This window comes from Gilliamella sp. B3482 (genome assembly GCF_026536805.1).
Classification (GTDB): Bacteria; Pseudomonadota; Gammaproteobacteria; order Enterobacterales; family Orbaceae; genus Gilliamella; species Gilliamella apicola_E.
In genome coordinates, this window is record NZ_JAFNNL010000010.1 from 1 (window position 1) to 21,021 (window position 21,021).

The following is a 21,021-nucleotide window of genomic DNA, read 5'->3' on the forward strand; positions in this document are numbered from 1 at the left end:
TGTCACTTATCAAGACTTAATTTTTTGAGTCCGTAGACTTTTAATTTTTCGTCTCGCAAGTGCCCACACAGATTGTCTGTTTCTTTTTTTTAAAGAGCTGACAGCTTTAAGTTAACTTCACAATTTCTTGCTTCAGTTTGCTGTCTCAAGGGCTGCGTATACTACGCTACACCTTTTTATTCGTCAAGATCTTTTTTCAATATTTTTGATCTTGTTCACCAACTTCATTATCGCCTGCTTTCGCTGACGCCGTGTCAGTGGATGCGCATTATAGAGCCTTAGAAAAATCATGCAAGCGATTATTGCAAATTTATTTCCGTTTGTGTTTTTTTTACACATGACGCTGTGAAAATAAACTAATTCTATACAAATTTTACAAACTTTCTTTAATTTACTATTGATTATATAATTGCTTTTTTCTATTTCAGTCTAACTTTTTAAGTGGATTTTTTATGCCTTTCACTTTTGCACATCCAGCAATTGTTTTACCTTTTTACAAAAAGCCTAAATTTTTTTCCATGACAACCTTAATTATAGGTAGTATGTCACCTGACTTTGAATATTTTCTTAGAATGAAAATAAAAAGTGATATGAGCCATACTTTATTGGGTATCTTTTATTTTGATCTACCAATAACATTAATGGTTGCTTTTATCTTTCACTTTATTATTCGTAATGAATTGATCAAGAATTTGCCCCATTTTCTTTATAAACGGTTTGCTCATTATCTAAATTTTAATTGGCGTGAATATTGCTACCATCACTGGTTTATTGTCATAACTTCTGCATTAATTGGCGCACTATCTCATTTAGTTTGGGATAGTTTTACCCACTTAACGGGCTTTTTTGTACAACACCTATCTTTTTTACAACAGACAATTTCATTAAAAAATACTAATATTCCTATCTACCAATTACTCCAACATGGAAGTACTTTGATAGGATTTAGTTTAATATGTCTCTTTATTTTCAGATTACCGATCTTGGTTGATAAGACAAATAAAATTAGCTTTCTATATTGGGGGACAGTGTTTTTGATTTTTTTAAGTTGTTTTTCTCTTTTTTTCGCCAGTACTATTCATACCTTTGGTCAAAGTGTGGTGAACTTTATTAATGCACTATTTTTAGGGTTAATATTATCACCTCTTATCGTGAAAATTATACGGCATTAATTTTAAATGCCGTATAACAATAGTATTTTTAGAAAATTATGACTCTGCTTTTATTTTATTGGGTAAATCCGCCAAGCTGTCAATTACCCAATCAGCTTGCGCTAATGCTTCTTCAGTAATGGCATCACCGGTTTTCACCAAAACCGTTTTTTTAACTCCGGCCTTTTTCCCCGACAATAAATCAGACACTCGGTCACCGACCATATAAGAGTTGGCAATATCAATTTTTAACTCTTTCGCTGCTGTTTGTATCATACCGGGATTTGGTTTTCGGCATTCACAGTCATCAACCAGAGGATCATGTGGGCAATAATAAACACCATCAATGTCAACACCTCGGTCTTGTAATGACCAATCCATCCATTCTGTTAAGGTATTGAATTGCTCGTCAGTAAATATGTTTCTCGCAATACCAGATTGGTTAGTTGTAATAACAAGTAAAAAACCCATTTCTTTGAGTTCTCGCATTGCATCAATTACACCATCAATAAAGTGGAATTTATCAATAGTGTGTACATAATTGTAATCTATATTAATTGTACCATCTCGATCTAAAAATATAGCAGGCTTCATGTTTAATCATCTTCCTTTTATAGAGGTGTCTATCTAGCTTTATATAGGATATTATCGATTGACATAGATGTCTAGACGTCTTAATATTTATCCATTCCTTTTTATTAGTATATATCATGATAAAACTTGAACACATCTCAAAAAATTTTGAGCACAATAAAACCACTATCCATGCTTTAAAGGACATTTCATTAAATGTTCCTCAAGGTAAAATTTATGGTGTTATTGGCAAGTCAGGCGCAGGTAAAAGCACATTAATACGTTGTGTCAATCTATTAGAAAAACCAACCAGTGGAAAAATATTTTTTGACAACCAAGATATCACCCATTTATCTAATCGAAAATTAATTGAAGTACGCCGAAAGATTAGCATGATTTTTCAGCATTTTAATTTGTTATCATCTAGAACTGTATTCGATAACATTGCTTTTCCACTTGAACTAAATAAAACACCTAAAAAGGTAATCAAGCAAAAAGTAAATGAGCTTATTGAACTTGTAGGTTTAAGTGAAAAGGCTGATGTCTATCCAGCTAATTTATCGGGTGGACAAAAACAACGCGTCGCTATTGCTAGAGCGTTAGCAAGTGATCCTAAAGTATTATTATGTGATGAAGCAACCAGTGCCCTTGACCCTGAAACAACACGTTCTATTTTAGCATTATTAAAAGATATCAACCAAAAACTAGGTTTAACCATTTTATTAATCACTCATGAAATGGATGTTGTTAAACAGATTTGCGACCAAGTAGCAGTTATTAGTAACGGAGAATTAGTTGAACAATCTTCAGTCGGTGAAATGTTTTCGCATGCTAAAACAGATATTGCAAGGCAATTCATTCAATCAACATTACACCTTACTATTCCAGATGATTATTTAGCTAGACTAACACCAGTACATAAAGAAGGACTTAATCCACTTGTTCGTTTGGAATTTTCTGGTGTATCGGTAGATTTACCTTTACTGTCTCAAATAGCTAAAGAATTCGAAGTTGATAGTAATATTATCAGCGCTCAGATGGATTATGCGGGTGGCGTTAAATTTGGTTTGATGTTAACTGAAATGAAAGGAAAACAGAAAAGTACTGCATCAGCAATTGCGTTTCTAGAAAAAAATAATACTAAAGTTGAGGTTTTAGGCTATGTTTGATTTTATTCCTTCATTTAAACCATTTGAATCGATTTTTCGCTATTTAGCTCAACATGGTTTCTGGGAAGATTTTGTTACCTTTTGTTCTTCATTTAATGGTTTTAGTGAAGCAATGCTATTCAAAATGGCACAAGCAACCGATGATACTATTTATATGGTGTTGTTATCAGGTTTTTATGGAACGTTAATTGGATTACCGTTAGGTATATTGTTGTATGTCACCCGAAAAGGAAACATACTTGAAAATGACATTGTAAATTTTACATTCTCTTTTCTCACAAATATATTTCGAGCAATTCCTTTTATTATATTAATTTTATGGATAAAACCTTTCACAGTAGAAGTAATGGACATTATAACCGGCCAAGCCACCTTTTTAGGTAGACAAGGTGTTATTGTTCCGCTTAGTGTAGGTGTTGCACCTTTAATTGCAAAAATGATTGAAAATGCTTTACTGGATATTCCTAAAGGTTTAATTGAAGCTGCTCGTTCAATGGGAGCCACACCATTACAGATTATATATAAAGTTCTTATTCCCGAATCTCTACCTATTATTATTAATAGCATGACAATAACACTGATAACATTAACAGGCTATATTGCACTCAGTGGAGCTGTTGGGGCTGGAGGCTTAGGGCAATTGGCTATTCAATATGGCTATAATAGTTACAAACCCGCTATAATGAATACAGTTGTTATTTTATTAGTTATATTAGTATTCCTAATCCAAGCTATTGGCAATAGGATTGTAAGGTATGTTACTCATCATTAATTTTGGAGAAAATTATGTCAATTAAACAGCTAGCACTAGCCACTACTTTGGTAAGTGCATTTTTTTTAACAGGTTGTGATAATAAACAATCGTCTGTAACTGATAACAAACCAGCAGAACCAGCAAAAGTAAGTACTATTAAAGTTGGTGTAATTTCAGGTCCTGAACAAGAAGTAGCAGAAGAAGCCAAACAACAAGCTAAAAGCCTTTATAATCTTGATGTTGAACTTGTAATTTTTAATGATTACGTTACTCCAAATCAAGCATTAAATGATGGATTAATTGATATTAACGCTTTTCAACATAAACCATATTTAGATGAACAAATCAAAGAAAGAGGTTATAAATTAACTGTTGTTGGTAACTCATTTGTTTACCCTATTGCAAGTTACTCACACAAATTAAAACCGATTGAGAATAACAGTGAAACTGGGGAAGGTGTAAAAGTAAACTCACCTCGAGGCGAAACGTTCTTTATTCCAGCTAAATCAACAATTGCCATTCCTAATGATCCTACAAATTTAGGTCGTGCATTACTTTTATTACAACATGAAGGTTTAATTACTGTTGATAAGACAAAAGGTTTATTGCCAACTGTACTTGATATCACAAGTAACCCATATGAATATAAAATTATCGAACTAGAAGCTCCGATGCTACCTCGTTCGCTAGATGATTCGCAAGTCGATCTTGCTATTATTAACAATGCATTTGCTGGACAAGCAAATTTAACACCAAGCAAAGATGGTATTTTTGTTGAAGATAAAGAGTCTCCATATGTTAACATTATCGTATCGCGTGAAGCGGATAAAGATAATGAAAATGTAAAAAACTTTGTTAAAGCTTACCAAACTGATGCAGTAGCGCAAAAAGCTGACCAAATTTTTAATGGTGGCGCAATTCGTGGTTGGTAAATTAGCAAGCTATAATTTATTATATTCCGTCGGCATTCGTCGACGGAAATCATTAAAATAATTAAATAAAGAATCAACAATGACATATCAATTTGAACCAATTGGTATCATCCAGTCACCTTATGTTGAAAAATTTGCAGTGCCTCGTCAACCCAATCTGGTCAAAGCTGCTCAAGGTGAACTACATTTACTTACACCATATAACAATCCTATCAGTGTCAAAGGATTAGAACAGTTTTCTCATCTATGGCTTTTATTTCATTTCCACCATATTGAGCCAACTAAGAGGAGATTAACGGTACGCCCACCTCGTTTAGGAGGAAACAAAAGTTTAGGCGTATTTGCAACAAGATCTCCATATAGACCTAATAATATTGGTCTTTCAGTTGTTGAATTAATAGATATTATTGTTGAAAAAAATCAGGTGATTTTAAAGTTAGGGGGATTAGATCTCGTAGATGGCACACCTATAATTGATATAAAACCCTACTTACCTTACTGTGATAGCCATCCTGATGCAAAAGCGGGTTACGCTCAAATGCTTCCAGAACAGAAACTTGAAGTTTCATTCTCAGCTAACGCTAAATTATTTATTGAATCCCAACAAGATTATCCACAACTAACCGAATTAATTGAACAAGTAATATCTCAAGATCCAAGACCAGCTTATAAACAAAAAAACAACCATGAGCAAACTTATGCAATCTCACTATATCATTTTAATATTAAATGGAAGGTGATAGGCTGCTTAGCCGTTATTGAAAATATACATATTATTGAACGGTAATGTTAATTTATTTAAACGATAAATTTACAAAACAATGAGATATGTAATTAAATATTTTTTTGTAAAAATTCTTTACAAAAGAGTTACATAATACCGATAATATAGGTTGGTAAGAGAGCTTAATTCTGCTAAATTAAATGAGGGTTTAATTCCCTATATTTCACTTTGCCACTAAAGTTTTAATAATTTTAGTGGCACCTTTTATTTGCATCAATGATAATTGTTATTTTTCTTATTTCTCAATTCAGCAATATCTATCGCATCAAACAGATAATGTTTTCCACAATAATCACAATGAATGTCAATTTTGCCATCGTCTTCATTAAGAATCTCATCAATTTCCCTGGCTGGTAATGTCATTAAACTATCTTCACAACGTTGTCGTGAACAACCACATTTAAATACAATTTGTTGAGTTTCAAATAAGCGAACTTCTTCTTGATTATAAAGACGATATAAAATTTCATCAGTAGGAAGTTGAAACAACTCTTGGCTAGTGATGGTTTCAGTTAATGTGCTTAGAAGCTCAAATGACTCTTGAGTATTTTCATTTGCAGGTAACACTTGCAATAAAATCCCTGCAGCCATCGGTGTGTTATTATGCACTCCAGTTTTAACGAATAAACGAGTTGGCAGTTGTTCAGACTGCATAAAATAATTTTCAATACAGCCAATTAGCGTTTCTTTTTCTAATCCAACGATGCCTTGATAACGTTCGCCTTTTTTAGGCGTTATGGTAATTACAATGTAACCGTTGCCAACCATCTCCTTAAGAGAAGCATTATCGGCAATTTCACCATTTACTCGCGCAACACCACGTAATTCTTGTAGGTTATTGCCATTTACCACTGCTAATGTTAATGGCCCATCCCCCTGTAATTGCACAGCAATATCACCATCGAATTTCAATGTAGAGGTTAATAAACTGGTGGCTACTAATAATTCACCTAATAAATTCTGTACTGGAATAGGATAATTATGGTTTTCTAAAATAGATTGGTATGTTTTTTCAAGTCGAGTGATTTCCCCTCGAACAGGATGATTATCAAATAAAAACCGATTTAAAGTATCCATATTAATTGCCTTGTTGTCTTTCATATTTAAATTTAATTAATGTACGCCGCTCTTTTTTATCAGGTCGTCGGTCCGGATGCGGCATGGCTAATGCATTAAGTTTTCTTGCCTGAGCAATATTTTCACGTTTTTCAATGCTCTCTGGGGTTTCTTGGTAAAGATATTCCGCTTCTCTTGCGGCTCTACGCTGGTCATTAATGGCTAAAACTCGAATTGTCTTTTGCTCATTACCTTGCCTAAGCACTATCATCGCCCCAACTTCAACTATTTTGCTTGGCTTTGCTCGTTGGCCATTATAATGAACTTTTCCACCTTCAATCATTTCACGAGCAATCGAACGCGTTTTATAAAACCGCGCGGCCCATAACCATTTATCTAATCTGACGAGATGCATTGTTTCCTCGTTTAAGACTTAATACATTTATAACTAATATAAGTATCGTTTTATTAAAATCAATGTTGTGGATGAATTGAATAATCATTGCCACCTGTCGAAAAAATTCCAGATAAACTAAATGGAGCTATCTTACCGCGCAAATCAGCTCGATAATTTAACGACTCTGGAGGATTCTGTACTAACTTCCATCGATTAAGCAGCTCACTTGTGGTACCTTTGCTAATGAGGTGGAATGATTCAAATTCAGAATGCAAAGGATTAATTATTGCAGTTGAGTCAATTATTCCGCCATTAACTAATGCATTAAAACTTAATAATGTGCGATGCTGAAGATCAATATCTACCGACACACTAGGATATTTAATACTTACTTTATTAACTGAAGCATTATTAGCTTTAAGAAATAGTGAGCCCGAATATAACCCAAATTTGTTGTCTTCAACTAAGCTCACATTTTTCCCCGAAACATCAAAGTTTGCAATGTTAAAAGGATAATCAGATTTAATACTGGTTAACATACTTTGCAATATGATTAACTGATCAACGTCAACACGATTAAATATATCTGGTAATAACGGTTGTTTTGCTTCATCAGATAATTCATAACTGATGCCTGTCAACAATAACTTATTCAAATGTAATGAATTATTTTTCCAACTACCATCTAAATGAACATCACCGTTATGCCATCGAGCAACCGCTTTTTTGATATCAATTTCATTACCTTTAAAAGACAATTGAAGCAATAAAGAAGAATATATTTGATCAAACCAAACCACATTATCTGCATTAAAAATAAAGGAAGTTTCATTCAGATTCCACTGATTATCATAGCTAATATTGGTTATTTCAAAATTTCCCTTAGCAATAATTAAATTAGGTAATTGAATATTACTGTCTAAAATTAAAAGTTCTTCTAACCTAAACTTTGGAAATTTAGGCAAATACTTATTTAATTCAGTATAATCATCTGGTTGAAAACGGATATTATTTAATCTTAATTGGGCTATATCTAAGCTACCATCGGCTAATACTTTTAATTTACTAACAAAAAAACCATTATCCATATTACCGCCTAAATTGGTGATTGCTGTAACCCCATCACGATAATATCCTTGTAACAATATTTTGTTTATCGGTATCTGATTAAATGATGCTTTTTGTGAAGTGAAATCAAATTGATATGGCTGTTTACTACTTAAATCAAAAGGTTTAATACGGCCATCAACGCCTTTTAAAGAAAGAGAATATTGCTCATCATTAAACGAAAAATTTATTGTAGAATTATAAAACTTTAATACATTAGCCGAAAAACTAGTAATATCAACACCATTAAATTCACCATCAATCACATTAATATAATTAAAATGATGAAGTTGCCATAAATTTTTCTTATCAAAACCAATAGTTAACTTTCCAATTTTAGTCACTTCTTGCTTATCATTTATTACCAATAAATTATCAATACTTAACTCATAAAAATTAGCTAATGAATGATTTATCTTACCAATTGAAATAGTGTATGTTCCAAGCTTTGATAATTGTTGACTCAGTATTTTTGCTCCATAATTGGTTTGCAAGGCAAAATAACTAACTACAATTAACAACCAGATAATCGAAAAGAGCAAAATTAAACAAGATCGTAACCGTCTCATAAATAAGCAGTATAGTAATAAAAATGGATTAAAATTTATATAACAATACCTGATTTTGGGTAAAATAGCACTTGATTTTAATATAAATGATTTGTTGTTAAACTAGTTTTAACGTTAATATATAGCCAATTATGACTTTAGAATAACATATTCACGGAATTAATCTTCATCCTTTGATTAGGGAGAAAAATTCTTTTTTATTGACCATATAAACAGGAAAAAATCGAGATGAAACAGATCCCAATGACAGTAAGGGGAGCCGAATTATTACGAGCAGAACTTGAAGAACTTAAAAATATAAAAAGACCTCAAATTACTGCTGCTATTGCAGAAGCCAGAGCGCACGGAGATTTAAAAGAAAACGCGGAATATCATGCAGCAAGAGAACAACAAGGTTTTTGTGAAGGTCGTATTCAAGAAATCGAAGGCAAATTATCTCAAGCACAAATTATTGATATTACCAAGGTAAAAAATACTGGACGCATAATTTTTGGTGCCACAGTGACTGTAATTAATATCGATACCGATGAAGAAACAACTTATCGAATTGTTGGCGATGATGAAGCAGATTATAAACAAAATTTAATTTCGGTTAACTCACCTATCGCTCGAGGTCTTATTGGTAAAGAAGATGGTGATACAGTCCAAATCAAAACACCAGGCGGTAATGTAGAATTTGACATTGTTAAAGTTGAGTATATCTAATAAAACTCAACTGCAATAAAAAAACAGGGCTATTGCCCTGTTTTTTATTTGGGTAAAGTAATTTTCTTATCTTCGCTAGGTCTAAATACCGTAAAAATAGATCCGACTTGTTGAACGGGTAATGCATTTGTTTCGCGGATAATAGCTTCACAAATTAATTTTTTCGTTTCACGATCTTCGGCAGCGATTTTAATTTTAATTAACTCATGGAAATTTAGTGCATTTTCGATTTCGGCAAGAACGCCTTCGGTAAATCCATTAGCACCAATCATCACTATCGGTTTTAAATGATGAGCTTCACTTTTTAAGTACTGTTTTTGTTTATTCGATAAATTCATTAATTTTTTATCACATTAAGTTGCAATTTTGCTATTCTACCCTTATATATATTTGTAATCAATTGAAGTAACCTCTATACACTAAGGATTTATTCGCTGTGAGTAACAAAAAACGCTCAGCAAGTTCTACTCGTTGGCTAAATGAACATTTTAAAGATCGCTTTGTACAACAAGCACAAAAAAAAGGCCTACGTTCTAGAGCATGGTTTAAATTAGAAGAAATACAAAAAAGTGACAAACTATTCAAACCGGGAATTACTGTCGTGGATTTAGGGGCAGCACCGGGCGGATGGTCACAATATGTTGCATCACTCATCGGTAATAAGGGACGAATTATTGCTTGTGATTTATTACCGATGGATCCAATAGTTGGCGTTGATTTCTTGCAAGGTGACTTTAGGGATGAAGCCGTATTAAATACCTTACTTGAGCGCGTTGGTAAAGAGAAAGTACAAGTTGTTATGTCAGATATGGCTCCGAATATGAGTGGACAGCCTGCAGTTGATATACCAAGAGCTATGTATTTAGTTGAACTTGCATTAGATATGTGTAAAGACGTTCTTGCACCTAATGGAAGTTTTATTGTAAAAGTATTCCAGGGCGAAGGCTTTGAAGAATATCTAAAAACAGTTAGATCGCTGTTTAAAACAGTCAAAATTCGAAAGCCTGAAGCTTCGCGCGCACGATCTCGAGAAGTATATATTGTAGCAATGGGGATGAAGTAGCCAGCCGTACAATTTTGTAGTACCATACTTGGTTAATTTTAGTCGTAACTGTTAATTTTATGAGAGGTTTTTCTTTTGAACGACATGGTAAAGAATTTACTGATCTGGGGCGTTATCGCGGTAGTATTGTTTGCTGTATTCAACCAATTCAGCGCGTTATCCAATAGCGGTCCTCAAGTCGATTATACCAAATTTAATTCGGATGTAACGAGCGGCAAACTCAAAGAAGTACATATTAATGGTCGCGAAATTGTTGCTACAACTAAAAGTAGTAGTAATTATGTTACTTATATCCCTTACCTTGATGAAAAACTAGTCGATAACTTGGTGCTTAATGATATTGCTGTTTACGGCAGTCCAGATGAAAAACCAAGCTTATTAGTTAGTATCTTGATTTCTTGGTTTCCAATTATCTTATTACTTGGTTTTTGGTTCTTTGTTATGCGCCAAATGCAAGGCGGGGGTAAAGGTGGCCCAATGTCGGTAGGCAAAAGTAAAGCCAAAATGTTAACGCCTGACCAAGTTAAGACTAAATTTACAGATGTAGCAGGCAGTGAAGAAGCTAAACAAGAAGTAACAGAAGTCGTCGATTTTTTACGTGATCCTGGCAAATACCAAAAATTAGGCGGTCGTATTCCTAAGGGGATTTTAATGGTAGGACCTCCGGGTACGGGTAAAACATTATTAGCTAGAGCCATTGCGGGTGAAGCAAACGTGCCTTTCTTTAGTATTTCAGGTTCAGATTTTGTTGAAATGTTTGTCGGTGTTGGCGCATCACGTGTACGTGACCTCTTTGAACAAGCCCGTAAACATTCACCATGTATTATCTTTATTGATGAAATTGATGCTGTTGGTCGAAAACGTGGTGCCGGCTCAATGGGCGGACATGATGAACGCGAACAAACTCTAAACCAAATGTTAGTTGAAATGGATGGCTTTGAAGCTAACAGTGGTATTATCATTATTGCAGCAACAAACCGTGCGGACATTCTCGATCCTGCATTACTTCGTCCGGGTCGTTTTGACCGTCAAGTTCAAATTGATTTACCTGACTTAAAAAGCCGTGAACAAATTCTGGCAGTACATGTACGTAAAGTGCCTTTAGGTTCTGATGTTAATCTAGCAGTATTAGCTCGCGGAACACCAAATTATTCCGGTGCTCAATTAGCTAATTTAGTTAACGAAGCTGCGCTATTTGCCGCGCGTCGTAATAAACGTTTAGTCACGATGGATGAGTTTGAAGAGGCCAAAGATAAAATCGATATGGGTACTCAACGTCGTTCGTTATCCATGACAAAAGAGCAATTAACCAATACAGCTTATCATGAAGCGGGACATGCAATTGTAGGTTATTTAATGCCAGATCATGATCCGCTTCATAAAGTAACTATTATTCCTCGAGGAGGGGCATTAGGTGTAGCCTTCTTCTTACCAGAAGGCGATCAAATTAGTCAAAGTCGTACTCAGTTAGAGTCAAAAATATCTACAGCTTATGCAGGAAGAATTGCCGAAGGCCTAATTTATGGTGAAGATAAAATTACCTCAGGTGCATCTAGTGATATACGATACGCTTCTAACATAGCCAGAGCAATGGTTACACAGTGGGGTTTCTCAGATCGTTTACCACCTGCATTGTTTGAATATGAAGAATCTTCTTATGGAATCATGAAAAAAATATCTGATGGTACAGCAAAAATTATTGATGAAGAAGTTGATGCAATCCTTCAACGAAACTATCAACGAGCTAAAACAACACTAACTGAAAATATTGATATTCTTCATGCAATGAAAGATGCTTTACTGAAATATGAAACAATTGATAAACAACAGATTGATGAACTGATGAATCGCCAGCCAGTCACACCACCAGAAGGTTGGACAGCCAGTGATGAAATAGCAGCTCAAGAAGTTCCGAATGAAGGTACACCACCTGAATCTGATGATTAATCTGTTTTAATTTTTATAACGCGCTACGGCGCGTTTTTTATCGGATAATTTAAATAAATCTAAAATAAAAGTGATTTTCAAAACAGGTAATAAACTTGAATGTTTTTGCTATTGTTTAGCTTATAACAAAGCTTAGCGATAACAAAAAACAGATGACTCAAATAAGGCATAATCATGGAAATTCGTTTCAACAATCAAATTATGGATCTCTCTTTTCCACAGGTAATGGGTATCGTAAACATGACGCCAGATTCTTTTTCTGATGGCGGTAATTATAACAATCTTGATGATGCCATGCGTCGAGTTGATAATATGATACAAGCAGGCGCAACATTTATTGATATAGGGGGCGAATCAACTCGTCCTGGTGCAGCCATCGTCTCAGTTGAAGAAGAATTAGATAGAGTTGTGCCTTTAGTTGAAAAAGTGGCTCGCTATTTTGATGTTTGGATTTCGGTTGATACCTCTAAGCCTCAAGTTATGACTGAATCAGCAAAAGCAGGAGCACATTTAATTAATGATATCCGAGCATTAACAGAATCTGGAGCAGTCGAAGCCGCAGCTCAAACAGGATTACCGGTTTGCATTATGCATATGCAAGGCGATCCCCAAACTATGCAAAATGCTCCGCATTATCAACAAGACATCTATCAAGAAGTTGATCATTTTTTTGCTCAACATATCAATCGTTGCATAAACGCAGGAATTGAACGAGAAAAAATTATTCTTGATCCGGGTTTTGGGTTTGGTAAAACATTGGCACACAATTATCGATTACTAGCAACACTTGAAAAATTTCATCACTTTCATTTACCGCTATTAGTTGGCATGTCTCGCAAATCCATGATTGGACAAGTATTAAATGTTTCGCCTAAAGAACGTATGTTAGGTAGCGTTTCTTGTGCAGTAATTGCAGCCATGAAAGGTGCGCAGATTATTCGAGTTCATGACGTAAAAGAAACCTTTGATGCACTGCGAATTGTGCAAGCCACTTTAGCTGAACAGGAATAAACGGGGTTTAACTTTAACAAAATAAGCCATTATTTTATTAAAAAGGGAATTTTTAGACAAATGCTATAAAAATCCCTTTTTGTTTTATGCTTGAGAATTTTCAATTTTTGGCATCACTGTTTCAAATAATTTTTAAACAATAAAAATACTTAGAAACATCATAAAACCAACATAATTATTATTTTGAAAAGCTTTAAAGCATCGAGTTCTATCACGATCATTGATTAACCATTGTTGATAAATAAACAGTAACGACACAACCAATAATCCACAATAATAAATAAAAGATAAATGATTATTGAGACCAATAATTATCAAGCAAATCAATGTTATTATCTGTAGAATGCCTATCCACAATTTATCATAGTAACCAAACAAAACAGCCGTCGATTTAATGCCAATTTTGATATCATCATTTCGATCAACCATGGCATATTCGGTATCATAAGCAACTGTCCAACAAATATTTGCCAAACACAATAACCAACAGGTTAACGGAAACTGTTCAATTGTGGCCGCGTAGACCATTGGAATGCTCCAACTAAATGCAATTCCCAACACTATTTGTGGAAAATAAGTATAACGTTTCATAAACGGATAAATCATCGCAGTTAACAATGCAAAGCCAGCAATCAACCACGACAAAGCGTTTAAAAATAATAATAGACAAGCGGCCATTAATAATAATATCAATAATGTCCATTTAGCATTCTTTGCTGTTAATTCACCCTGCACCAACGGACGACTTTGAGTTCGCTCTACATGCGCATCAAAATGGCGATCAGCATAATCATTCACAACACAACCGGCGGATCGCATAACAATGACACCTAGCGTAAATATCAAAACCAGTTTTTCAGTTGGATAGGGATCAGCAAGCCATATTGCTGACAAAGTCGGCCAAAGTAGCAGTAAAATGCCGATTGGTTTATCTAACCGCATCAGTTTTATATAAGCTAACATATATCTATCCTCAATTATAATGGGCGGATTATACCTGATCTTGTTAAAGCTGCAATGCGGATAAATACCGTTTTTATTTGATGCTGCTACATGTGTAATCAATCAAGTCAATTTACCTAATATCGTGTCATATCCAAAACGGTTAATCTAACTAAATTGATTAATTGTGGTAATAAAGCGTTACAACAAAAGTAAATACTGCTCTGCCATCACGGCTAATGCCCGATAAAATTGGCTAACTTGATTATGTTTTAATTGATCTAGATAAGCTGATGACCAAGTCATTAAGTGTTCATCAATCAGTTGATTCGCCGCTTGCGTTTTTTGTTTTTCCAGCAATATCGCATAAGCCATTAACATTAAACCAAACTGATCTTCCGGCTCATTCATACCGGTATTAAGCGTTAAACCATGCTGCTGTAAAAATTGACGATAGCGCTCTTGCGATTCCCCCATTAATAGTTTTTCTTGATCCAAATAGACAGATCCCCAAGGCGGGGCCGGCATTTTGCCTTGCCCTTCAAACAATAACGAGAATTGATAATCCAGATCGGCATGGCTGATTTGCGTTGCCAATATCTGGCATTGCTGGCTAATGAGCTCTGGATTTTGCCAATCCGCCAGTTGGTCAATATGCAATAGAGCCTCAAGCAACGGTTCAACGGTTTGACTATTAGGCGGATAATAAAAAAAAGCACCCAGTACTTTTGCTAGGGTAGCACAAGTGAGATTATCGAATCTTTTCTCTTTATTCATTGACGTTACTTGTTGTCGGTCAGTTATATTGTTATATTATAGCGGTATCATCCATAAATTATAAAAGGCAATACGACCACAAACTTCAGCAATAAACACACAAGTAAAAGCAGTAAGACAAATTATTGCATTATGTTTGGAACGGTAAATATTAAAAGCAACCAATAGTAGTGCCACTATGATTAAAATGCACTCAGCAATCATCCAACTTGCTTGCGCACAAGCCAGCTCCGGGCTTATGGTCGTCATTAAATTATAATAGGGAATTTTTAATAATATAATCAATATACTACCAATGAGAAAAGCTGCGTTGCCTAAAAGATATAACCCAAGCATTGCACTAGCAATTCCCCCCAACGCCAGCATCGCTGTATACATTTGAATTGCGGTATAGGTGGTATCCCATGTTTTCACTGTTGGTAGCATGTAAGTTAAAACAATCGTCCACACAAAAATTAAACTCAATAGGATTAAGATGATGGCTATCAGCTGGTTGATATAGGGAAGGCGATTAATCTTTAAACAAAGCGGTTTAATCAATTTCAGTTTTTGGCTATCCGGATTGAGAGAAAAGTAGTGGATTAATACTGAGGCGAATGTAACGCCAAATACCACACCAAAAGTGAAAATCTCATTACTCATCGGCGAACGTCCAATCCCATAGATCACATTTAACGCCCGCAAAGGATGACCTAAATGGAATGAGGCAAGCAGCATACCAACAGCCATAAAAACCATCGCTAACAGATTAATTTTTTGACGAATAATGGGATTAGCTTGTGAACAATTCATTAAGCAAGATAAGCTGCTTAACAGCACCATTCCGGCAGATAATTGCCCAAATACCGTAAAAAAAACCAATGGTAATTCATGCATATTATACCTCCTCCGGATTGAGCACTTTTCCTTGTGTATCGCCTGAGCTTCTAGCCAAAGCATGTGGTTTGATAACAATATTCGGTTTAGTCAACTCTGCATTAGGCAAAGGGGCAATATTACGTTCATCACCATGACGCTCACGTAATTTCCCTATCTCGTCAAAATCTAAAGCACGTTGCGGACAAGATTCGACGCACACAGGCTTTAAGCCTTCGGCTACACGCTCATAACAACCATCGCATTTTGACATAACCCGCTTTTGTTGATCAAACTGTGGCGCACCATATGGACAGCGCATTTCACAATAGCGGCAACCAATACACACATCTTGATTGACAACCACTAAGCCGTCTTGTTGGCGTTTATGCATCGCACCAGTTGGACAACCTTGCACGCAAGTTGGTTGCTCACAATGATTACATGAGATTGACAAATAATAAGTAAAAGTATCATTTTGCCAAATCCCGTCCACTTGTTGCCACGATCCACCACCATACTCATAAACTCGGCGAAAATGCACGCCCAGCGCATTATCTTTTTCGTCTTTACAGCTCAATTGACAGGTTTTACACCCGGTACATTTGGAAGAATCAATAAAGAATCCATATTGCATTTTAATCATCTCCCTTTTTAATTATGATGCCGCTGGCATAGTTGATAATGGTTTGATTTCAACCAAATTAGTATGCTGCGAATTTGACTTCGCTAACACTGACGGGCGCAATGAGGTTAAACGATTAATACAACCACCAATATCCACGCCAGCAGCATTAGTTTTTGCCCATAGCCCTTGAGGTATAGCGATCACGCCCGGTAATATACGAGGCGTTACTTTAGCCGGAATATAAAGCCGACCACGATCATTAAATACTTCAACTAATTGCCCATGCTTAATTTGTCTTTGTTCAGCATCAATTGGGTTAATCCAAACGCTACTGGCAACAGCTTCTCGTAGTTGGGGAAGATTACTATAAGAGGAGTGACAATGCCCTTTAATATGAAATCCAATCATTTGCAGCGGATATTTATCGCGTTTTTGTTGATCTTCGCTCCCTTCAATAGCAGGCAAATAAGCAGGAATTGGGTAGAGTTTATCGTCCGGCTCAATCTCCCATTCACCCGCTATTTTTGCCAGCGCTTCTGAATAAATTTCAATTTTGCCAGACGGGGTATTTAATGGCTGATTAATCGGATCATCCCGGAATGCTTTTAAGGCAATTTGCGCATCGCTATCCGCTAACTTACGATCGACAATACCCTTACCGTCAGTGTCAGCAAAAGGCGGTAAATCAGGATTTTGCTTGCGCATTCTTTCATAGCTATACGCTATCCACTCATCTTGCGTTCGCCCTTCAGTAAATTTATCTTTAACGCCCATTTTTTCTGATAACTCAGTTAACACATCATAAGACGATCGATTTTCCCAAAGCGGCTTAATAGCCCGTTGCATACGAATAACATAATGGTAAGCACCGGATGCATAAGAATTATTAATTAAATCGTTACTTTCCACAGATGACACATCCGGTAGTAACAGATCGGCATACCGTGCTGATGCGGTCATATGAGTATCCCACACTAAGATAAATTCGCATTGAGATTCATTTTGTAAAATTTGGTGCGTTCGATTAAGATCGGCATGCTGATTACCAATTACATTACTGGCGTAACTCCAGATAAACTTGATACCGACATCCAATTTATCTTTACCAAGTATATAAGCATTTTTTGCGGTCATGCTTTGCGGTGATTCGATTGCTTTAGTCCATAAAAAAAATGGAATACTGGTTTTAATCGGATTTAATAAATTCAGACCCGGAACCGGATAAGTCACGCTTCCGCCCCAAGTACCAATATTGGTGCCCGGTTTACCAAATTGACCAGTGATAATAGGCAATATCATAATTGCTCTTGTAGTATGCTCACCATTTTGCCAACGTTGTGCTCCCCAGCCTTGCGAAATCCATGCTGCTTTAGCGTTAACAATATCCAAGGCAAGTTTACGAATTTGTTTAGCGGGGATACCGGTTTTTTTTGCTGCCCACTCCGGCGTTTTCGGTGTTCTATCATCACCTAAACCTAAAATATAAGATTTATAATCACTAAAAGGGGGTGCGCTATCCGGCAATGAGTCAGCATTCCAACCCACACAATATTGATTAAGCATTGCCTCATCAATTTTATCTTCTTCCAGTAAAGCATAGCCAATTGCAGCAACTAACGCCGCATCGGTACCGGGAATAATCGGGATCCACTCGGCATTATAGCCAACCACACTTTCGCTACGCCTAGGATCGATAATAATCACTCTGGCTTTACTTTGCGCTAAAGCATGAAACAGTTCCGTTACTTGCCCACCGCCTGACATTCGCGTTTCAGCAACATTATGTCCAAACATAACAACCAAATCTGAATGTTTAATTTGATCAATGAGCGACTCTTTAGCATTGCCATAAATATAAGGCTTAATAGCAGTTATCTGTCCACTTGAGTAATCGCCATGATAATTTAGATAACCACCGATAGTACTTAAAAACCGTCTACAAGCACTGCGTCCGGCGATATTTGCGCCGGTGGTACCTGTTCCATATTGACAATAAATAGCTTCATTGCCATAACGATTAATGGTGTATTTAAGTTTATCTGCCAATAAAGTTATTGCTTCATCCCAGCTAATACGTTTAAATTTACCTTCACCACGCTTACCTATTCGCACCATAGGGTATTTTAAACGCTCCGGATCGTAAGTTCGCCAGCGTACTGCTCGCCCCCGCAAACATGGGCGAATTTGATGTTGACCGAAGATAGGATCATTAATACCGTCTTCGGATGAGATTTTAGTAATAATATCGTTTTTAACATGGACTTTTAGTGGGCAGCGACTACCGCAATTCACTAAACAGGCGCTGTAGAAAATCTTTTCATCATTAGTGGGATTAGGTATCAATGCTTTATCGTGATTTGTTTCAGATGTTGCATAAGCAAAAGGTAATTGCAAATTATTTGCTAGTGCTGCCACACCACCAATTGCTAGTGATTTTTGCAAAAAATCACGCCGAGTTATTTTGTTTTCTGACTTGCTCATCCTATTCCCTTATTTTTTATTTGGGATGTATTTATCATAATACTATAGATAAGATTATAAAACAGAAAAAAGGCTAAAATCGAAATTAACTTAAAATAAATTAATAAAATAAGAATTATTATCAATTAAAAATTTAATTTGATTTTCATTATCAATTTAATTTCATGCATCTTAAAGAAAGATTGGTATAATATGCCCATTTATTCGAATAAATAGAAAACTTATGTCACAATCCACTTATAATGCTGTTGATATTGAAGTCCTAAAAGGACTCGATCCTGTCCGCCATCGACCAGGCATGTATACTGATACTGCTCGCCCAAATCATTTGGGACAAGAGGTTATTGATAATAGTGTAGATGAAGCTATTGCAGGACATGCCCGCCAAGTTAAAGTTACACTCTATGAAGATAATTCACTTGAGGTTATTGATGACGGGCGAGGTATGCCGGTTGATATTCATCCTGATGAAGGTGTACCAGCTATTGAACTTTTACTTTGCCGTTTACATGCTGGAGGTAAGTTTTCCAACAAAAATTATCAATTTTCAGGCGGTTTGCATGGTGTTGGTATCTCCGTTGTTAATGCATTATCAAAGCGTGTAGAAGTTACTGTAAATCGTGATGGGCAAATTTATCAAATCGCTTTTGAAAATGGTGATAAAGTTGAGGATTTACATGTAATAGGTACATGTGGTCGTCGAAATACCGGTACAAAAGTACGTTTTTGGCCTGATGAAAAGTATTTTGATTCACCACGATTTTCTGTACCCCGCTTAACTCATTTACTTAAAGCAAAAGCGGTACTCTGCCCAGGGTTAGAAATCATTTTCAAAGATAAAATTAACAATACTGAACAACGCTGGTGTTATCAGGACGGTCTAAAAGATTATTTAATGGAATCTGTTAGTGGTTACACACTATTACCTGAAGAGCCATTTACTGGTAGTCATACCGGCGAAACAGAAGCAGTCGAATGGGCTTTACTCTGGTTACCAGAAGGTGGAGAACTTTTAACTGAAAGTTACGTTAACTTGATTCCAACTGTACAAGGTGGTACTCATGTTAATGGTTTACGTCAAGGTTTACTTGATGCTATGCGCGAATTTTGCGAGTTCCGTAATTTACTTCCTCGAGGCCTAAAGCTGACCGCCGATGATATTTGGGAACGCTGCGCATATGTGTTATCCGTAAAAATGCAGGAACCTCAATTTGCTGGTCAAACCAAAGAACGTCTTTCATCAAGACAAAGCGCTGCATTCGTTTCGGCAATTGTTAAAGATGCATTCAGTCTTTGGTTAAATCAAAATGTGCAAATTGCAGAATTATTGGCTGAAATGGTCATTTCAAGTGCGCAAAAACGCCTACGAGCATCTAAAAAAGTTATTCGTAAAAAGCTCACAAGTGGTCCTGCTTTACCTGGTAAATTGGCCGATTGTTCTTCACAGGATTTAAGTCGTACTGAACTATTTTTGGTAGAAGGTGATTCTGCAGGTGGTTCAGCCAAACAGGCACGAGATAGAGAATATCAAGCCATAATGCCATTAAAAGGTAAAATTTTAAATACTTGGGAAGTATCATCAGACGAGGTATTAGGCTCACAAGAAATCCACGATATCTCGGTTGCCATAGGTATTGACCCTGATAGTGATGATTTAAGTCAATTGCGCTACGGTAAAATCTGTATTTTAGCTGATGCAGACTCAGATGGATTACATATTGCCACTTTGCTTTGTGCGTTATTTGTTCGTCATTTTCGGGCGATGGTTGAACATGGGCATATCTTTGTTGCTATGCCTCCGCTTTATCGTATTGATTTAGGTAAAGAAGTGCATTATGCCCTTGATGAAGAAGAAAAAGAAGGGATTTTAGATCAGCTTAAACGTAAAAAGGGTAAACCGAATGTACAACGTTTTAAAGGTTTAGGCGAAATGAATCCATTACAACTCCGTGAAACAACGATGGATCCTAATACTCGTAGATTAGTTCAGTTATCACTAGATAATGCAGAGGAAACCATGGCATTAATGGATATGCTGCTGGCTAAGAAACGAGCAGAAGATCGCCGAGAATGGTTACAAGAAAAAGGTGACCAAGTTGAACTTGATGTCTAATATACAG

19 protein-coding genes and 1 pseudogene are annotated in these 21,021 nt (G+C 35.9%); 10 read left to right on the top strand and 10 right to left on the bottom strand.

What is annotated here, in order from left to right; all coding sequences use genetic code 11:
* The first annotated feature begins 452 nt into the window (after window positions 1–452).
* Window positions 453–1,172 (top strand): DUF4184 family protein, encoded by a 720-nt coding sequence (locus tag J3U18_RS11670; protein WP_065562819.1) that lies wholly within the window; start codon window positions 453–455, stop codon window positions 1,170–1,172.
* 36 nt (window positions 1,173–1,208) lie between these two features.
* Here the strand turns inward: J3U18_RS11670 and gmhB are convergent, their stop codons facing one another.
* Window positions 1,209–1,745: a D-glycero-beta-D-manno-heptose 1,7-bisphosphate 7-phosphatase gene (gene gmhB / locus J3U18_RS11675; protein WP_065562818.1), complete on the bottom strand. Its 537-nt coding sequence runs from the start codon at window positions 1,743–1,745 to the stop codon at window positions 1,209–1,211.
* 116 nt (window positions 1,746–1,861) lie between these two features.
* Between gmhB and metN the strand changes: the two genes are divergently transcribed.
* The 4 genes from metN (at window position 1,862) to tsaA (ending at window position 5,366) form a co-directional block, all read left to right on the top strand.
* On the top strand, window positions 1,862–2,893 hold the full coding sequence (gene metN / locus J3U18_RS11680) for a methionine ABC transporter ATP-binding protein MetN (protein ID WP_065562817.1): 1,032 nt from the start codon (window positions 1,862–1,864) through the stop codon (window positions 2,891–2,893).
* A gap of 112 nt (window positions 2,894–3,005) precedes the next feature.
* Window positions 3,006–3,665, top strand: coding sequence for a methionine ABC transporter permease (locus J3U18_RS11685; protein ID WP_065562822.1), 660 nt, complete (start codon window positions 3,006–3,008; stop codon window positions 3,663–3,665).
* Window positions 3,666–3,679: 14 nt separating this feature from the next.
* Window positions 3,680–4,579, top strand: a complete 900-nt coding sequence (gene metQ, locus J3U18_RS11690) for a methionine ABC transporter substrate-binding lipoprotein MetQ (RefSeq protein ID WP_267354220.1) — start codon at window positions 3,680–3,682, stop codon at window positions 4,577–4,579.
* A 79-nt stretch (window positions 4,580–4,658) separates the two neighbouring features.
* Window positions 4,659–5,366, top strand: coding sequence for a tRNA (N6-threonylcarbamoyladenosine(37)-N6)-methyltransferase TrmO (gene tsaA, locus J3U18_RS11695; RefSeq protein ID WP_065562815.1), 708 nt, complete (start codon window positions 4,659–4,661; stop codon window positions 5,364–5,366).
* A 210-nt stretch (window positions 5,367–5,576) separates the two neighbouring features.
* On the opposite strand, the gene hslO is transcribed toward tsaA, so the two are convergent.
* From hslO to J3U18_RS11710, 3 genes are read right to left on the bottom strand one after another with little or no spacing between them, the layout of a single operon-like run.
* On the bottom strand, window positions 5,577–6,440 hold the full coding sequence (gene hslO, locus J3U18_RS11700; RefSeq protein WP_267354222.1) for an Hsp33 family molecular chaperone HslO: 864 nt from the start codon (window positions 6,438–6,440) through the stop codon (window positions 5,577–5,579).
* Window position 6,441: 1 nt separating this feature from the next.
* Complete coding sequence (gene hslR, locus J3U18_RS11705) at window positions 6,442–6,834, bottom strand: ribosome-associated heat shock protein Hsp15 (RefSeq protein ID WP_267332444.1); 393 nt, start codon at window positions 6,832–6,834, stop codon at window positions 6,442–6,444.
* A gap of 59 nt (window positions 6,835–6,893) precedes the next feature.
* Window positions 6,894–8,492 (bottom strand): hypothetical protein, encoded by a 1,599-nt coding sequence (locus J3U18_RS11710; protein ID WP_267354224.1) that lies wholly within the window; start codon window positions 8,490–8,492, stop codon window positions 6,894–6,896.
* Window positions 8,493–8,720: 228 nt separating this feature from the next.
* On the opposite strand from J3U18_RS11710, the gene greA reads away from it, so the two are divergent.
* On the top strand, window positions 8,721–9,197 hold the full coding sequence (gene greA, locus J3U18_RS11715; RefSeq protein ID WP_065562811.1) for a transcription elongation factor GreA: 477 nt from the start codon (window positions 8,721–8,723) through the stop codon (window positions 9,195–9,197).
* A 44-nt stretch (window positions 9,198–9,241) separates the two neighbouring features.
* On the opposite strand, the gene yhbY is transcribed toward greA, so the two are convergent.
* Window positions 9,242–9,535 carry a ribosome assembly RNA-binding protein YhbY gene (yhbY, locus tag J3U18_RS11720; protein ID WP_065562810.1) on the bottom strand — a complete coding sequence of 98 codons (294 nt, stop codon included), beginning with the start codon at window positions 9,533–9,535 and terminating at the stop codon, window positions 9,242–9,244.
* A 98-nt stretch (window positions 9,536–9,633) separates the two neighbouring features.
* Here yhbY and rlmE point away from each other — a divergent pair, with 98 nt between their 5' ends.
* From rlmE to folP, 3 genes and pseudogenes are all read left to right on the top strand, one after another.
* Window positions 9,634–10,260 carry a 23S rRNA (uridine(2552)-2'-O)-methyltransferase RlmE gene (gene rlmE / locus J3U18_RS11725; RefSeq protein ID WP_267332442.1) on the top strand — a complete coding sequence of 209 codons (627 nt, stop codon included), beginning with the start codon at window positions 9,634–9,636 and terminating at the stop codon, window positions 10,258–10,260.
* 75 nt (window positions 10,261–10,335) lie between these two features.
* Window positions 10,336–12,189, top strand: a pseudogene (ftsH, locus tag J3U18_RS11730) (ATP-dependent zinc metalloprotease FtsH); the annotation flags it as partial.
* Window positions 12,190–12,381: 192 nt separating this feature from the next.
* The gene (folP, locus tag J3U18_RS11735) at window positions 12,382–13,218 is read left to right on the top strand and encodes a dihydropteroate synthase (protein WP_267354225.1); all 837 of its coding nucleotides are present in this window, start codon (window positions 12,382–12,384) and stop codon (window positions 13,216–13,218) included.
* 132 nt (window positions 13,219–13,350) lie between these two features.
* Here folP and ubiA read toward each other — a convergent pair whose 3' ends face one another.
* From ubiA to J3U18_RS11760, 5 genes are all read right to left on the bottom strand, one after another.
* A complete protein-coding gene (gene ubiA / locus J3U18_RS11740; protein ID WP_065733716.1) occupies window positions 13,351–14,181 on the bottom strand; it encodes a 4-hydroxybenzoate octaprenyltransferase in 831 nt (276 codons plus the stop codon).
* Between the two features lie 180 nt (window positions 14,182–14,361).
* Window positions 14,362–14,937: a TorD/DmsD family molecular chaperone gene (locus tag J3U18_RS11745; protein WP_065733715.1), complete on the bottom strand. Its 576-nt coding sequence runs from the start codon at window positions 14,935–14,937 to the stop codon at window positions 14,362–14,364.
* A 36-nt stretch (window positions 14,938–14,973) separates the two neighbouring features.
* Window positions 14,974–15,813: a dimethyl sulfoxide reductase anchor subunit family protein gene (locus tag J3U18_RS11750; RefSeq protein ID WP_267354227.1), complete on the bottom strand. Its 840-nt coding sequence runs from the start codon at window positions 15,811–15,813 to the stop codon at window positions 14,974–14,976.
* Window position 15,814: 1 nt separating this feature from the next.
* Entirely contained in the window at window positions 15,815–16,429 is a 615-nt protein-coding gene (locus tag J3U18_RS11755; RefSeq protein WP_416380421.1) for a DMSO/selenate family reductase complex B subunit, read from the bottom strand.
* Window positions 16,430–16,450: 21 nt separating this feature from the next.
* Window positions 16,451–18,901 carry a DMSO/selenate family reductase complex A subunit gene (locus tag J3U18_RS11760; RefSeq protein WP_267354231.1) on the bottom strand — a complete coding sequence of 817 codons (2,451 nt, stop codon included), beginning with the start codon at window positions 18,899–18,901 and terminating at the stop codon, window positions 16,451–16,453.
* A gap of 223 nt (window positions 18,902–19,124) precedes the next feature.
* Here J3U18_RS11760 and parE point away from each other — a divergent pair, with 223 nt between their 5' ends.
* Window positions 19,125–21,014 (top strand): DNA topoisomerase IV subunit B, encoded by a 1,890-nt coding sequence (gene parE, locus J3U18_RS11765; protein WP_267332438.1) that lies wholly within the window; start codon window positions 19,125–19,127, stop codon window positions 21,012–21,014.
* Window positions 21,015–21,021 lie beyond the last annotated feature (7 nt).

What these genes read in the sequence shown, in the direction of transcription:
- metQ (WP_267354220.1), top strand. Translation starts at nt 3,680, where the DNA reads ATGTCAATTAAACAGCTAGCACTAGCCACTACTTTGGTAAGTGCATTT.
- J3U18_RS11685 (WP_065562822.1), top strand. Translation starts at nt 3,006, where the DNA reads ATGCTATTCAAAATGGCACAAGCAACCGATGATACTATTTATATGGTG.
- gmhB (WP_065562818.1), bottom strand. Translation starts at nt 1,745, where the DNA reads ATGAAGCCTGCTATATTTTTAGATCGAGATGGTACAATTAATATAGAT.
- greA (WP_065562811.1), top strand. Translation starts at nt 8,721, where the DNA reads ATGAAACAGATCCCAATGACAGTAAGGGGAGCCGAATTATTACGAGCA.
- J3U18_RS11745 (WP_065733715.1), bottom strand. Translation starts at nt 14,937, where the DNA reads ATGAATAAAGAGAAAAGATTCGATAATCTCACTTGTGCTACCCTAGCA.
- tsaA (WP_065562815.1), top strand. Translation starts at nt 4,659, where the DNA reads ATGACATATCAATTTGAACCAATTGGTATCATCCAGTCACCTTATGTT.
- J3U18_RS11710 (WP_267354224.1), bottom strand. Translation starts at nt 8,492, where the DNA reads ATGAGACGGTTACGATCTTGTTTAATTTTGCTCTTTTCGATTATCTGG.
- J3U18_RS11750 (WP_267354227.1), bottom strand. Translation starts at nt 15,813, where the DNA reads ATGCATGAATTACCATTGGTTTTTTTTACGGTATTTGGGCAATTATCT.
- metN (WP_065562817.1), top strand. Translation starts at nt 1,862, where the DNA reads ATGATAAAACTTGAACACATCTCAAAAAATTTTGAGCACAATAAAACC.
- parE (WP_267332438.1), top strand. Translation starts at nt 19,125, where the DNA reads ATGTCACAATCCACTTATAATGCTGTTGATATTGAAGTCCTAAAAGGA.
- yhbY (WP_065562810.1), bottom strand. Translation starts at nt 9,535, where the DNA reads ATGAATTTATCGAATAAACAAAAACAGTACTTAAAAAGTGAAGCTCAT.
- ubiA (WP_065733716.1), bottom strand. Translation starts at nt 14,181, where the DNA reads ATGTTAGCTTATATAAAACTGATGCGGTTAGATAAACCAATCGGCATT.
- J3U18_RS11670 (WP_065562819.1), top strand. Translation starts at nt 453, where the DNA reads ATGCCTTTCACTTTTGCACATCCAGCAATTGTTTTACCTTTTTACAAA.
- J3U18_RS11755 (WP_416380421.1), bottom strand. Translation starts at nt 16,429, where the DNA reads ATGCAATATGGATTCTTTATTGATTCTTCCAAATGTACCGGGTGTAAA.
- hslR (WP_267332444.1), bottom strand. Translation starts at nt 6,834, where the DNA reads ATGCATCTCGTCAGATTAGATAAATGGTTATGGGCCGCGCGGTTTTAT.
- hslO (WP_267354222.1), bottom strand. Translation starts at nt 6,440, where the DNA reads ATGGATACTTTAAATCGGTTTTTATTTGATAATCATCCTGTTCGAGGG.
- folP (WP_267354225.1), top strand. Translation starts at nt 12,382, where the DNA reads ATGGAAATTCGTTTCAACAATCAAATTATGGATCTCTCTTTTCCACAG.
- J3U18_RS11760 (WP_267354231.1), bottom strand. Translation starts at nt 18,901, where the DNA reads ATGAGCAAGTCAGAAAACAAAATAACTCGGCGTGATTTTTTGCAAAAA.